Annotated in this window: 13 protein-coding genes; 8 read left to right on the top strand and 5 right to left on the bottom strand. The window is 77.1% G+C overall.

From position 1 onward, the window contains the following. Positions 1-43: 43 nt before the first annotated feature. From KDL28_RS11630 to KDL28_RS11620, 3 genes are read right to left on the bottom strand one after another with little or no spacing between them, the layout of a single operon-like run. Entirely contained in the window at positions 44-1,585 is a 1,542-nt protein-coding gene (locus KDL28_RS11630; RefSeq protein WP_252437653.1) for an alpha/beta hydrolase family protein, read from the bottom strand. Between the two features lie 10 nt (positions 1,586-1,595). Next, positions 1,596-2,849, bottom strand: a complete 1,254-nt coding sequence (locus KDL28_RS11625) for a sensor histidine kinase (protein ID WP_252437651.1) — start codon at positions 2,847-2,849, stop codon at positions 1,596-1,598. After that, complete coding sequence (locus tag KDL28_RS11620; RefSeq protein WP_252437650.1) at positions 2,846-3,526, bottom strand: response regulator transcription factor; 681 nt, start codon at positions 3,524-3,526, stop codon at positions 2,846-2,848. The genes KDL28_RS11625 and KDL28_RS11620 overlap by 4 nt, the downstream gene beginning before the upstream one ends. A 165-nt stretch (positions 3,527-3,691) precedes the next feature. On the opposite strand from KDL28_RS11620, the gene KDL28_RS11615 reads away from it, so the two are divergent. From KDL28_RS11615 to KDL28_RS11575, 8 genes are all read left to right on the top strand, one after another. Beyond that, positions 3,692-4,693 carry an AAA family ATPase gene (locus KDL28_RS11615; RefSeq protein WP_252437648.1) on the top strand — a complete coding sequence of 334 codons (1,002 nt, stop codon included), beginning with the start codon at positions 3,692-3,694 and terminating at the stop codon, positions 4,691-4,693. Next, positions 4,690-5,601, top strand: coding sequence for a DUF58 domain-containing protein (locus KDL28_RS11610; RefSeq protein WP_252437646.1), 912 nt, complete (start codon positions 4,690-4,692; stop codon positions 5,599-5,601). The genes KDL28_RS11615 and KDL28_RS11610 overlap by 4 nt, the downstream gene beginning before the upstream one ends. Then, positions 5,598-6,554 carry a VWA domain-containing protein gene (locus tag KDL28_RS11605; protein WP_252437644.1) on the top strand — a complete coding sequence of 319 codons (957 nt, stop codon included), beginning with the start codon at positions 5,598-5,600 and terminating at the stop codon, positions 6,552-6,554. Before KDL28_RS11610 ends, KDL28_RS11605 begins: the two co-directional genes overlap by 4 nt. Before the next feature lie 211 nt (positions 6,555-6,765). Beyond that, the gene (locus KDL28_RS11600) at positions 6,766-7,494 is read left to right on the top strand and encodes a S1C family serine protease (RefSeq protein WP_252437642.1); all 729 of its coding nucleotides are present in this window, start codon (positions 6,766-6,768) and stop codon (positions 7,492-7,494) included. 720 nt (positions 7,495-8,214) lie between these two features. Then, positions 8,215-8,679 (top strand): DoxX family protein, encoded by a 465-nt coding sequence (locus tag KDL28_RS11595; protein ID WP_252437640.1) that lies wholly within the window; start codon positions 8,215-8,217, stop codon positions 8,677-8,679. A 199-nt stretch (positions 8,680-8,878) separates the two neighbouring features. Further along, positions 8,879-10,318: a thioredoxin family protein gene (locus KDL28_RS11590; protein WP_252437638.1), complete on the top strand. Its 1,440-nt coding sequence runs from the start codon at positions 8,879-8,881 to the stop codon at positions 10,316-10,318. 23 nt (positions 10,319-10,341) lie between these two features. After that, a complete protein-coding gene (locus tag KDL28_RS41100) occupies positions 10,342-10,878 on the top strand; it encodes a UGSC family (seleno)protein (protein WP_305882200.1) in 537 nt (178 codons plus the stop codon). 10 nt (positions 10,879-10,888) lie between these two features. After that, the gene (locus tag KDL28_RS11575) at positions 10,889-11,305 is read left to right on the top strand and encodes a nitroreductase/quinone reductase family protein (RefSeq protein ID WP_252437632.1); all 417 of its coding nucleotides are present in this window, start codon (positions 10,889-10,891) and stop codon (positions 11,303-11,305) included. On the opposite strand, the gene KDL28_RS11570 is transcribed toward KDL28_RS11575, so the two are convergent. Then, the gene (locus tag KDL28_RS11570) at positions 11,292-12,461 is read right to left on the bottom strand and encodes an NDMA-dependent alcohol dehydrogenase (RefSeq protein ID WP_252437630.1); all 1,170 of its coding nucleotides are present in this window, start codon (positions 12,459-12,461) and stop codon (positions 11,292-11,294) included. The two genes, KDL28_RS11575 and KDL28_RS11570, sit on opposite strands and share 14 nt — an antisense overlap. Further along, positions 12,451-13,539 carry an alcohol dehydrogenase catalytic domain-containing protein gene (locus KDL28_RS11565; protein ID WP_252437628.1) on the bottom strand — a complete coding sequence of 363 codons (1,089 nt, stop codon included), beginning with the start codon at positions 13,537-13,539 and terminating at the stop codon, positions 12,451-12,453. Before KDL28_RS11565 ends, KDL28_RS11570 begins: the two co-directional genes overlap by 11 nt. Positions 13,540-13,543 lie beyond the last annotated feature (4 nt).

Below are 13,543 nucleotides of genomic sequence, written 5' to 3'. Positions count from 1 at the left end.
CGTCATGACCGGCCCGGCGGGCGGAACTCATCGCCGGGCGCGCTCAGGCCGTGATCGGGAAGGTCAGCGCGAGCGGCCAGGCCAGCAGCGCGCCGCCCACCACGGCGATCGACCACACCGGCATCGCCGCGCCGCGCAGGACCGCGGCGGTGCGGGCCTGCCAGACCAGCAGGGCCGCGAAGAGCGGCGCCACGAACAGCACGAACGACGGCGCGCCGCCGACGAGCACGGCGCCGGTGAGCCCGAGCACCACCACCAGCGCCGCCCAGGCGTGACCGAGGACGGGGCGGCGACCCGCGACGGCCTCCAACCCGGCCACCAGCAGCGCGCCGGCGGCGAACGCCGGGAGCAGCAGCCACAGCCGGGTGCCCGCCGGGGTCGACCAGGCCCAGCCGAGCTGCGCGGGCACGGCGAAGCCGACGACGGTCGACGCCGTGAGCACGACCGTGGCGAACGCGGCGCGGGCCGGGGCGGGACCGGGGCGGGCCGGGGTCGGGCGCCGCCGGCCAAGGCCCAGCAGGACCAGGCCGAACACCGCCAGCCAGCCGACCGCGTAGTCGGCGACCCGGACGGGCAGCCACCCGGCCGGGACCACCCGCATCACCAGCGTCGCGCCGACGGCGGCGGCGACCGGGGCCAGGACCGGCCGGACCGCCGAGCGCCCGCCCGCGGCGGCGCCGGGGTCGGGCGCCGCCGCCCCGCCGGCAGCCACCGGTGGCGCCCGCCGGAGCAGCACCAGCGTCGTGAGCGCCCCGAACCCGAGGACCGCGGCGAGGTGCAGCAGCAGGGCCGTTCCGGCCCGGTCGAGCGGGACGACCACGGGCGCGGCGGCGCGGCGCGGGTCCAGCGCGGCGTCGAACCAGTCCAGCGCGGCGCGGTGGGTGGCCGCGCTGAACAGCACGCCGACGTGCTCGACGCCGGGGATCTCGGCGTACCGGCGCGCGGTGCCGGCGCCCGGGTCGCCGTAGGTGCGATCCGGCTCCGCGCCCGGGTGCAGCGCCCGCACGAGCCGCGGGCCCGCGGCGCGGATGCCGGCGAACTCCAGGTCGCCGGCGAGCACGAGCAGGTTCCGGACGCGCGGGCCGCCGTCGTCGGAGCCCGATCCGCCCGAGATCGCCACCGTGGCCGCGACCCCCTGGTCCAGCGCGGCCCCGGCCAGCACCGCGCCCGCGCCCATCGAGTGGCCGAGCAGCCCGACCCGGGCCGGATCCACGCCCGGCTGCCCGCGCAGGTGCCGCAGCGCGGTCGCCAGGTCGTCGACCAGCGGCACCGACCCGAACGGCACCCGGCTGCGGCCGTGCCCGGCCGCGTCGAGCAGGACGACGACGTACCCGGAGCGGGCCAGCGTGTCGGCGAACCCCCGCATCAGCGGCGTGCTGCCGGCGAAGCCGTGCACGACCACCACCCCGGGCCCGCGCCCGGTCGCGGCTCCCGCGCTGACCGTCTCCAGCGGCACCCCGTCGACGACGGTGCCCACCCGGCGCAGCCCGTCGTCGGCCCGCACCAGCCCGACGACCCCCGCCGCCGCGCACAGCACCGCCACCAGCAGGACCGCCGCCCGCCGCAGCGCCTCCGCCGAGATCATCCGGTCCGAGCTATCGGGTGCGGGCGCCGGCCGGGGCGGCCGCGCCCACGGGGTCGGTGGTGGGCGGCGCCGGGGTCCGGGCGCCGCGGCCGTCGGTGACGTGCGGGATCCAGAGCACGAACGTGCTGCCGGCACCGGGAGCGCTGTGCACGGCGACCGTGCCGCCGTGGCTCTCCGCGGTCTGCCGGACGATCGCCAGGCCCAGCCCGGTGCCGCGGTCGTCGGGTCCGCCCCGCTCGGGGCCGCGCCAGAACCGGTCGAAGACCCGCTCGCGGTCCTCGTCGGCGATGCCGGGGCCCTCGTCGCGCACGGCCGACCAGGCCCAGCCGTGCTCGTGGCCGCTGGCCACGAGGACGGTGCCGCCCGCGGGCGAGACCCGCAGGGCGTTGGACACGAGGTTGTCCATCGCCCGGCGCAGCGCGGCCGCGTCGCCGATCACCGTGCTGCCGCCGGCGGAGCGGCGCTCGATCCGGACCCCGGCGCGCTCGGCGAGCAGCGCGTACTCGTCGGCGACCTCGCCGACCACCGCGGCGAGGTCGACGTCGGTCTCGACGAAGGCCGGGGCCGCCCGCCGGGCCGCCGCCAGCAGGTCCTCCACCAGCCCGCTCATCCGGGCGGTCGCCCGGGTCACCACGGTCAGGGCCCGGCGGCGCTCCTGGGGGGTCGCGTCCTCCCGGGAGAGCACGGCGTCGAGGGTGGTGCGGATGACGGCCAGCGGGTGGCGCAGCTCGTGGGAGGCGTCGTCGATCAGCCGACGCTGGGCGGTGAACGCGCCGTCGAGGCGGCCGAGCATGTCGTCGACGGTGTCGGCGAGGGAGCGGATCTCGTCGTTCGGGCCGTCGAGGGCGATCCGGCGCGACAGGTCGGTGGCCCCGATCTCGCGCGCCGCCGCGGTGACCCGCCGCACCGGCCGCAGCGCCCGGCCCGACAGCCACCACCCGACGACCAGGCTCAGCACCAGCAGCCCGGCCAGCACCAGCGCCGAGGCCGTCCGCAGCACCTGCAGCGTCTGGTGGTTGACCGCCTGCTGGACGCTCTCCAGGTCGGCGGCCTGGAACTGCTGGTCCTCGCGCAGCACCAGCTGGTTGCCGACCTGCTTGACCTTCTGCACGGTGATCGGGTCGAGCGGGGCGGCGTCGACGTTCTGCGAGACCACCGCGTAGACCAGCGCCAGCACCGCCGCCGTCAGCCCGAACACCACCAGCGAGTAGGTCGCGGTGAGCCGGAACCGGATCGTCTGCATCCAGCCGGGGAGCCTCGTCATGCCGAGATCCCCGGCACCCGCAGCCGGTAGCCGCGCCCGATCACGGTCTCCAGCACCGGCGGCTCGCCGGCGACGGTCAGCTTGCGGCGCAGCGTCCCGACGGTCACCCGCACGGTCTGGGTGAACGGGTCGGCGTTCTCGTCCCAGACGTGGTCGAGGAGCTCCTCTGCGGAGATGACGTACTCCGGGCGGGCCATCAGGTAGCGCAGCACCGCGAACTCCTTGCGGGTCAGGCGCAGCTCGCGGTCGCCGCGGGCGGCGGTGCTGCGGGCGTCGTCCAGGACGAGCTCGCCGAGTTCGAGCACGGCGCTGGCCGCACCGGTGCCGCGCCGCAGCAGGACCCGGATGCGGGCCAGCAGCTCCCCCAGCGCGAACGGCTTGACCAGGTAGTCGTCGGCGCCCTCGTCCAGGCCGCGGATCCGGTCGGCCAGGCCGCCGCGGGCGGTGAGCATCAGGACCCGCGGCCCGCCCGCCGAGCGCAGCCGCCGGCACAGCGCGAAGCCGTCGGTGTCGGGCAGGTTCACGTCCAGCACGAGCAGGTCGTACTCGGTGAGCCCGGTCTTCTCCACGGCCGCGGCGCCGGTGCCTGCCGAGTCGACCGCGTAGCCCGCCCTGCCCAGACCGGTCACCAACGCCGTGGCCAGGTCCTCGTCGTCCTCCACGACCAAGAGCCGCATGGGACCACAGTAAGCGCGCCGGCGTTGCGGAGCCGTCTCCGTTTTCGCCGGGCTTTCGGTCGGCCTGCCGGTGGTTTTCGCCCCCGCCCGCTGCACTGGTCCACGGCCGAGCGATCCGGTGCCCCCCTCGCCCGGGTCGCTCGGCCCCCGGACCGGAGGAGGAACATGACCGCGGTACCGCAGCTCGAGGAGGCGATCCTCGAGGTCAAGCGCGTGGTGGTCGGGCAGGACCACACCGTCGAGCGGATGTTCGTCGGGCTGCTCGCCCGCGGGCACTGCCTGCTGGAGGGCGTACCGGGCGTCGCGAAGACGCTCGCCGTGCGCACGCTGGCCGCGGTGACCGGCGGCACCTTCGCCCGCCTGCAGTTCACCCCGGACCTGGTGCCCGGCGACATCGTCGGCACCCGGATCTGGCGGCCGTCGACCGAGTCGTTCGACGTCGAGCCCGGCCCGGTGTTCGCCACCACCGTGCTGGCCGACGAGATCAACCGGGCGCCGGCCAAGGTGCAGTCGGCGCTGCTGGAGGCCATGGCCGAGCGGCAGGTGTCGATCGGCGGGGTCAGCCACCGGCTGCCCGACCCGTTCCTGGTGCTGGCCACCCAGAACCCGATCGAGTCCGACGGCGTCTACGAGCTGCCCGAGGCCCAGCGCGACCGGTTCCTGCTCAAGATCGACCTCGGCTACCCGTCGGGCACCGAGGAGCTGGCGATCCTGAACCGGATGAGCGTCGACCCACCACGCCCCCGCCGGGTGCTGTCCGCCGACGGGGTGCGCGAGCTGCAGCGGCGGGCCGACGAGGTGTTCGTGCACCACGCCTGCGCCGAGTACGCGGTGCGGCTCGTGCTGGCGACCCGCGAGCCCGCCCAGTACGGGCTGCCCGACCTGGCCGCGGCCCTGCAGTTCGGGGTGAGCCCGCGGGCGACGCTGGGGCTGGTCGCCGCGGCCAGGGCGCTGGCGCTGCTGCGCGGGCGGCCCTACGTGCTTCCCGGCGACATCGCCGACGTCGCCGAGGACGTCGTCGCCCACCGGCTGGTGCTGACCTTCGACGCGCTGGCCGACGGCGTGGACGCCCGGCACCTGGTCCGCCGGGTCCTCGACGCGGTGCGCCGCCCGGTGGTGGCGCCCGCCCAGCAGGAAGCGGAACGGCCCGACGGGGAGGCTGCGTGACCGCGCCCGCGCCCCACCGCGCCGAGCGGACCCTGCGCCGGCTCGACCTGGCCGTGCGGCGCAGGCTCGACGGCCTCCTGCAGGGCGACCACGGCGGCCTGCGACCCGGCCCCGGCGGCGAGCCCGACGCGGTGCGCCCCTACTCGCCCGGCCTGGACGACGTCCGGCTGATCGACTGGTCGGTGACGGCCCGGACCGGGCAGCCGCACGTGCGGGCCACCGTCGCCGAGCACGAGCTGGAGACCTGGGTGCTGGTCGACGGCTCGGCCAGCATGGACTTCGGCACCGCGGTGATGGAGAAGCGCGAGCTCGCCGCCGCCGTGGTCGCGGCTCTCGGCGCGCTGACCGACGCGCCCGGCAACCGGCTCGGTGCCCGCGTGCTCACCGGCGCGGGACTGGGCACGCACCGGCCGCGGGGCGGTCGGCTCGCGCGGCGGGCGCTGCTGCGCGACCTGCTCGACGCGCCGCGGACCGCGCCCGGCCCCGGCGCGGGCGCCGAGCTGGCCGCCGGCCTGGAGCGGTTCGGCCGGGAGCACCGCCGCCCGGGGCTGCGCGTGGTCGTGTCCGACTTCCTGGACGACTCACCGTGGGAGGCGCCGATGCGCCGGCTCACCGCGCGGCACGAGGTGCTGGCGGTCGGGGTCGTCGACCCGCGCGACCGGCGGCTCCCCGACGTCGGTGCGCTCGTCCTCGTCGACCCGGAGACCGGGCGGCGCCGCGAGGTCCGCACCGACCCGCGGTTGCGGGCCCGGTTCGCGCAGGCGAGCGCGGCGCACGCGGCGGCGACCTCGGCGGCGGTGCGCCGGGCCGGCGCCGAGCACCTGGAGCTGCGCACGGACGGCGACTGGGTGACCGACCTCGCCCGCTTCGTCGCCGGTCGGCGCCGGATGCGGAGGGGCAAGCGGTGAGCTTCCTGGAACCGTGGTGGTTGGTACTGCTGGTCGGCGTCGCGGCGCTCGCCGCGGCCTACCTGCTCGCGCAGCGCAGGCGCGGTCGCTACGCGGTCCGCTTCGCCGCGCTGCCCCTGCTGGAGCGGGTGGCCGGACGCGGGCCCGGGTGGCGGCGCCACGTGCCCGCGGTGGCGTTCGGGCTGGTCACGGTCGGGCTCGTGGTCGGACTGGCGCGGCCGGTGCTGGAGCTCTCCGTCCCCCGGGAGCGGGCCACGGTGATCGTCGCCCTGGACGTCTCCACCTCGATGCGGGCCGTCGACGTCGAGCCCAGCCGGATCGACGCCGCCACCGCGGCCGCCCGCACGTTCGTCGCGAGCCTGCCCGACACGTTCAACGTCGGGCTGGTGACCTTCTCCGGGACCGCGGCGGTGGCGGTGGCGCCGACGCTCGACCGGACGCCGGTGCTGGCCGCGCTGCAGGACCCCGACCTCGGCGACGGGACCGCCATCGGGGACGCCGTGGGGTCCGCGCTGGCCGCCGTCCGGTCGCTGGACGCCGCGCTCGCCAGCACCCCCGAAGGCCCCCCACCCGCCCGGGTCGTGCTGCTCTCCGACGGTGCCAACACCGCCGGCGGTCCGCTCGACGCGGCGGCGGCCGAGGCGGCGGCGGCCGGCGTGCCGGTCTCGACGATCGCCTACGGCACCCCCGCCGGGGTCATCGACAGCGGCTCCCGGACGCTGCCGGTGCCGGTCGACCCGGCCGCGCTCGCCGAGCTGGCCGCGAGCAGCGGCGGCGCGGCGTACACCGCCGCCACCGGCGCCGAGCTGCAGGAGGTCTACGACGACATCGGCTCCTCGGTCGGGTACCGCACCGAGCAGCGCGAGGTCACCGCGTGGGTCCTGGCCGCGGCCCTGCTCGCCGCGCTGGCCGCGGCCGTCACCTCGCTGCGCTGGTTCGCCCGCCTGCCCTGACCCACCCGAACCCGCCCCTCCGGACCGAGGAGGTCCCGTGCCCCATCCCGGCCCAGCGTTCCGACCGAGCACCGAGCCCGACGGGCCCCGGGCGGCGCCGCCGCCCGGGCCCCACGGCCCCGTCCCACCCGACCTCCTCGCCGCGCCGGCGCGTCCGGAACCACCCGTGGCGACGGCCCCGCCGCGGCCGACCCGGAGCCGCGGTCCGGCCGTGCTGGCGCTCGCCGCGGCCGGCGCCCTGCTCGCGGGTGCGGCCGGTGGGGCCGTCGGGGCCGGGACGAGCGGCGGCGGAGCCGTCCTCCTCCAGGGCGGTGGCGGCACCCCGGCCGCCGCGGCGCCCGGCACCCTCGACGCGGTCGCGGCGGCGGTGCTGCCGAGCGTGGTCTCGGTCGAGGTCCGCGGGGCGCGCGGGGCGGGGACCGGTTCCGGGTTCGTGATCGACGCCGACGGCCACGTCCTGACCAACGCGCACGTCGTGGCGGGCGGCGCGGCCGTGGAGGTCGTCTACGCCGACGGGCGCCGCGTGAGCGCGCGCATCGTCGGGACCGACCCGGCGACCGACGTCGCCGTGCTGCGGGTGCCCGCCGGCGGCGCTCCGCCCCCGCTCGTCCTGCGCACGTCCGGTGACCTGCGGGTGGGGGAGGCCGTGCTCGCCGTCGGCTCGCCGCTCGGCCTCGCGGGCACCGTCACCGCGGGCATCGTCAGCGCGGTCGGCCGTGAAGCCCGCCTCGGCGACGACGGCAACCGGCAGACCGCGATCCAGACCGACGCCCCCATCAACCCCGGCAACTCCGGCGGCCCGTTGATCGACGCGGGCGGCCGGGTGGTCGGGATCAACACGGCGATCGCGAGCCTCGGTTCGGGCAGCATCGGCATCGGCTTCGCCATCCCGGCCGAGCGGGCCGCCGAGGTCGCCGGCCGCATCGTCGCCGCCCGGTGAGCCGGAGCGGACCGCGACGGTGTTCGCGGCGGACGTCAGGCGCGCACCGGCAGCACCACCCGCGAGCGGGCCAGGTCGATCCCGCGCCGGGACGGGGCCAGCGCCGTCGAGGTGGCCGGTCCCCGTCGGTGCCCAGGTTGCGCTCCCAGCGGGGGAACGAGCCCCGGCGACCAGCAGGCGGATGCGGTTCCCGGCGGCGAAGCGGTGCGCGATCGCGTCCAGCTCCAGGCGCACCGGACCCGAACCGCCCCGGCACCGCACGATCGCCACGTGGTAGCCCGCGGCGATGAAGGGCCCGGCGAACGTCGCCGCGAGCAGCGCCCCGGCGCCGTACGGGAAGCGCAGCAGCACGGTCCCGCCGATCGGCTCCCGGGGGGCGTAGTGCTCGGCGAGCAGTTCCACCCCGTCGCGCATCGGGACCCGCAGGTCGTGGGTCACCCTCGCGCCGGTGATCCCGGCCCGGGTCGCGAGCAGGCGCCCGAGCAGGGCCTCGGTCCTGCTCTCGGTGCGGGGCCGGGCGGGCGCGGGCGGCGCGGGGTGGGCGGGGGCCATGGGGCACGTCAGCTCGACCGCCCGCCCCCGTGTCCGCCGCGCCGGCCCGGCCGCGGATCTCCCGGAGTCCGCCGCCGTGTCGATCCGGGCACCGCGCCGTTCGACGTCCGGATGAGCGGGGGCGGACGCACTCGCTCCCCGCACGCACCCACCGAGGAGGAGTTCCCGATGACCGCATCGACCACGACCACCGCCCGCACGACCACCGCCCGCACGACCACCGCCCGCACGACCACCGCCCGCGCCGACCGGCTCCGGGAGGCGGCCTGGGCCGGCTTCCGGGTCGTCTTCGGCTTCCTGTTCGTCCTGCACGGCGCCGTCGGCGCGTTCGGCGCGTTCGGCGGCGTCGACGGGGCCGGCACCCCCGTGGAGCTGCTGTCCTGGCCCGGGTGGTGGGGCAGCGCCATCCACCTCGTGGCCGGGGCGCTGGTGCTGGTCGGGCTCTGGACGCGGCCCGCCGCGCTGCTCTGCTCCGGCGCGATGGCCTACGCGTACTTCGTCGTGCACCAGCCGCTGGGAGCCCTGCCGCTGCAGAACGGCGGCGAGCCCGCCGCGCTGTTCGCGTGGGCGTTCCTGGCCATCGCGGCGGTCGGCTCCGGCCGCTACGCCCTCGACGCGCTGCGCCGGCGCTGATCCGCCCGGATCAACTCCACCCCGCAGTACGTCGTGTCCGGCACGCGCGAGGCGCTTGACACCGGCATCGCCCTGATTAGGCTGATGCGACCGGATCAACGTGGAGACCCGTCCGCCGGAACCCGGCGGCGGGTCGCGCGGGCCGCGCCCGCGAGATCGGTCGGTTGCTGGTTCGGCGCTTCGATCGGAGTCGGCGACGGTGGACCTGCGCGAGGACGGCCTGGTCGCCGTGGTGAAGCGCGACTGCCCGACCTGCCGGCTGGTCGAACCGGTGCTCGCCGGTCTGAGCCGGACGGGCGAGCTGACGGTGTTCACCCAGGACGACCCCGCGTTCCCGGACGGCGTCGCCGACCTCCGCGACGACACCGAGCTGAGCGCCAGCCTCGCGCTCGACATCGAGACCGTGCCCACCCTCGTGCGGTTCGCCGGGGGAGTGGAGGCCGGTCGGGTCGTGGGCTGGAGCCGGGCGCAGTGGACCGAGCTGACCGGCGTCGCCGACCTCGGTGAGGGCCTGCCCGAGCACCGCCCCGGCTGCGGCTCGCGGACCCTGGACCCCGACGTGGCCGAGCAGCTGCTGGTCCGCACCCGCGGCGGGGCGCTGCGCTCGCGCCGGCTGGAGATCTCCGCGCTGGAGGACGAGGCGGAGGCGCTGTTCGACCGCGGCTTCACCGACGGGCTGCCGGTCGTCGCGCCCACCCCCGCCCGGGTGCTGCGGATGCTGGAGGGCACCTCGCACGCGCCCGACGAGGTCGTGGCGGTGGTCCCGCCCAACCTGGCCGAGGCGACCGTCGAGAAGGTGGCGGTCAACGCCGTGCTCGCCGGGTGCCGCCCCGAGTACCTCCCGGTCGTGCTCGCCGCCGTCGAGGCGGCCTGCACCGACGAGTTCAACGCCCACGGCCTGCTGGCCACCACGTGGGGCGCCGGTCCGGCGATCGTGGTCAACGGGCCGGTGCGCGCCGAGATCGGGATGAACTGGGCGGGCAACGCGCTGGGCCAGGGCAACCGGGCCAACTCCACGATCGGCCGGGCGCTGCAGCTGGTGATCCGCAACGTCGGCGGCGGGCGCCCCCGGGAGGTGGACAGGGCCGCGCTGGGCCACCCGGGGAAGGTCGGGTTCTGCTTCGCCGAGGACGAGGAGGGTTCGCCCTTCGAGCCGCTCGCGCAGAGCCGCGGCGTGCCGGCGGGCCGCTCGGCGGTCACCGTGTTCGCGGCCGAGGGGCCCCGCGGCGTCGCCGACCAGATCTCCCGGCGCCCGGAGTCGCTGGCCCGCTCGCTGGCCCTGGGCCTGCGCGGGGTGGTGCACCCCAAGCTGGTGCGCGGCTTCGACGCGACGCTCGTCGTGTGCCCGGAGCACGCGCGCGTGTTCGCCGAGGCCGGCTGGGACCGGGCGCGGCTGCAGGCCGCGCTCGACGAGTACCTGCTGCTCGACCGGGCCGAGATCACCCGCGGCGCGGGCGGCGTCGACGAGGGCGTGCCCGCGGGCGACTCCGATCGTCCGCTGGCGAAGTTCCGGCCCGGCGGGCTGCTGATCGTGCACGCCGGCGGCGGCGCCGGCATGTTCTCGGCCGTGATCGGCGGCTGGGCGGGCGGACCGGGCGGGAGCGCGCCGGTGACGAGGGAGGTGGACCCGTGGCGGTGAACGGGACGGGGGTGAGGGGCCCGCTGGTGGTCCTGGACCCCACCGACGAGTCCGCGCCCGACGCGCGCACGGCGATCGCCCGCCCGGCGTCGCTGGACGGGCTGCGGGTCGGCCTGCTCGACATCTCCAAGCCCCGCGGCGACGTCTTCCTCGACCGGCTCGCCGAGCTGCTGGCCGAGCGCGGGGTCACGGTGCGCCGCTACGCCAAGCCGACCTTCACCAAGCCGATGCCGCCCGACCTGCGGCGCGAGATCACCACCGAGTGCGACGTCGTGATCGAGGCGCTCGCCGATTGAGGCTCGTGCACGTCGTGCAGTGTGCACGACTTCGTCGCCCTCGAGGGTCGGGGCGTGATCGCGACCTTCCTCGCCTCCACCGAGTTCGTGGAGGCGGCCGACGCCCAGGCCAGGGCGCTGGGCTACCGCGCGGTGCCCTCGGTGTTCGTGCCGCACCCCATCCAGGACCGCACGGACGCCGAGGTGCGCGCGCTCGCCGACGCGGCGCTGGAGGAGGTGCTCGCCCGGGTGGTCGATGTCGATCAGGCGCGGGGCGTCGACTAGCGTCCGCGGGGTGGCTTCCTTCAACGACACGGTGATCGAGGACTTCCGCGCCAACGACGGCGTGCTCGGCGGTCACTGGGAGGGCAAGACGACCCTCCTGCTGCACACGCCCGGCCGCAAGTCCGGGAAGGACTTCGTCAACCCGCTGGTCGCGGCCCCGCACCAGGGCTCCTACATCGTCTGCGCCAGCGCGGGCGGCGCCCCGCAGGACCCGCAGTGGCTCGCCAACCTCGAGGCGCTCGACGGCCCGGTGACCGTCGAGCTGGGCGCGGACACGGTCCAGGCCGACCACCGGGTCGTGCGCCCCGGCCGCGACGACGACTGGGACGAGCTGTACGGCGTGTGGCGCCAGTACTGGCCCGACGCCGCCGACTACGAGAAGAACACCGACCGGAGGTTCCCGGTCGTCGTGATCACCGTTCGCTGACGCCGGGCGGCCGCTGCGCGGCGCCGCCCTCCGTGGCGTCGTGCAGCACCACCCCGCGGATGTTGTGCCCGTCCACCATGTCCCGGTAGGCCTCGTTGAGCTGGTCGAGCCGGTAGCGGCGGGAGACGAGCTCGTCCAGCCGCAGCGCGCCGTCGCGGTACAGCTCGATCAGCAGCGGGATGTCGGCGAGCGGGTTGCAGTTGCCGAACAGCGCCCCGCGGACCTCCCGCTGGTGGGACACCACGTCCCGGGCGGCGAAGCTCAGCGCCTTCTCCGCCGACCGGCCGTTCGCCGTGACGACGACCCGCCCACCCCGGCCGACCACGGCCAGGCTCGTGGCGATCATGTCCTCGTCGAGCGCGCCCGGGGTCAGGATGACGTGATCGGCCATCCGGCCCCCCGTGATCCCGGCGACGGCGTCCGCGACATCGGCCAGGCGCGGGTGCGCCGCTGTCGCCCCGAACCGCAGCGCCGTGCTGCGCTTGAACTCGACCGGGTCGACGGCGATCACGTGCCGGGCGCCGGCGAACCGCGCGCCCTGCACCGCGTTGATCCCCACCCCGCCGACCCCGACCACGACCACGACGTCGCCCGCGCGCACCTCGGCCGCCCGCACCGCCGAGCCCCACCCGGTCGGCACCCCGCAGCCGAGCAGCGCGCCGACCTCGAACGGGACGTCGTCGGGCAGCGGCAGACAGGCCCACTCCGAGACCACCGCCTGCTGGGCGAAGGTGCCCAGGCCGCAGAACCCGCCCAGGTCGGTGCCACCCAGGTGGAACCGGAACGTGCCGTCCTCGGCCGCGCCGGTCATGGCGTTGCCGCCCTTGACGCAGACGTTCTCGTGCCCGGTCGAGCAGGGCCGGCAGACGCCGCAGGCGGGGATGTAGGAGCAGAGCACCCGATCGCCCGGGCGCACCCTGGCCACGTGCGGACCCACGGCCTCGACCACGCCCGCGCCCTCGTGCCCGCCCACGATCGGCAGCCGGGTGGGGAAGTCGCGCCGGGTGACGTGGTGGTCGGAGTGGCACAGGCCCGCGGCGCGGAAGGAGATCCGCACCTCGTGCGCGCGGGGCTCGTCGAGGCCGAGCTCGACGAGCTCCCACTCCGACCCGCCGTCGAGCAGGACACCGGCGCTGACCCGGACCTCACCGGCCATGGATGATCACCCCGCGGACGCCGCGACCCGCGAGCAGGTCGTCGAAACCGGTGCGGACGTCGTCGAGCCGGTACCGGTCGGTGAGGAGACCGCCGACGTCGAGCTGCCCGTCCTGGTGCATGCGGACCAGGCGGGGGATGTCGTCGAGGGGGTTGCACCCGCCGTGCGGGCCGCCGCGGATCCGGCGGGTGTAGGCGATCGCCGGGCTCGGGTGGTGGCGGAAGGACCCGGGGCCGAGCGAGGTCACGGTGACCTGGCCCGCCTTCCCGACGACCAGGAGCGCGGCGTCGAGCACCGCGTCGTCGACCCGGCCCACCGTGACGATGGCGTGGTCGGCCAGCTCGCCCCAGGTGTCCGCGACGACGAAGTCGTGCGCCGCGGCCGCGTCGGCGAAGGCGTGGGTGGCGCCGGAGCGCAGCGCCGTCTCCCGCTTCAGCGGCACCGGGTCGACGACGACCACGCGGCGGGCCCCGGCGGTCGCCGCGGCCCGCACCGCGCTCGTCCCCACCCCGCCGCACCCGAACACGACGACGGTCTGGCCGGCGCGCACGCCGGCGAGGCGGACGGCCGAGCCCCACCCGGTCGGCACGGTGCAGCCCAGCAGGGCCGCGACCTCCGGGGACAGCTCGGCGGGGACGCCGATGCAGGACGCCTCGGCGACGACGGCCCGTTCGCTGAAGGTGCCCAGGCCGCGGAACCCGCCCACCTCCGCGTCGCCCAGGCGGAACGGCGGCGCGCCGTTCGCGGGGCCGGCGCCGTCCTCGCACAGGTTCTGCCGGCCGGTGGCGCAGTAGCGGCAGCGCCCGCAGACCGGGACGGGTGAGCACAGCACGTGATCGCCCACGGCGACCCGGGAGACGCCGGGTCCGACGGCCTCCACGACCCCGGCTCCCTCGTGGCCGCCGACGAACGGCGCGCGCACGGGGAGGCCACCCGTCCGGGCGTGCTCGTCGAGGTGGCAGAGGCCCGCCGCGCGGAACCGCACGCGGACCTCCCGCGCTCCCGGCTCGTCGAGGTCCAGCTCGACGAGCTCCCACGGCGCGCCGGCCTCCCGGCAGATCACGGCTCGGGTCCGCACCGCC

Source organism: Pseudonocardia humida, assembly GCF_023898865.1.
GTDB lineage: Bacteria > Actinomycetota > Actinomycetes > Mycobacteriales > Pseudonocardiaceae > Pseudonocardia > Pseudonocardia humida.
Note: the sequence above shows the minus strand (reverse complement) of the source record. Positions and strands in the feature narration are given on the sequence as shown.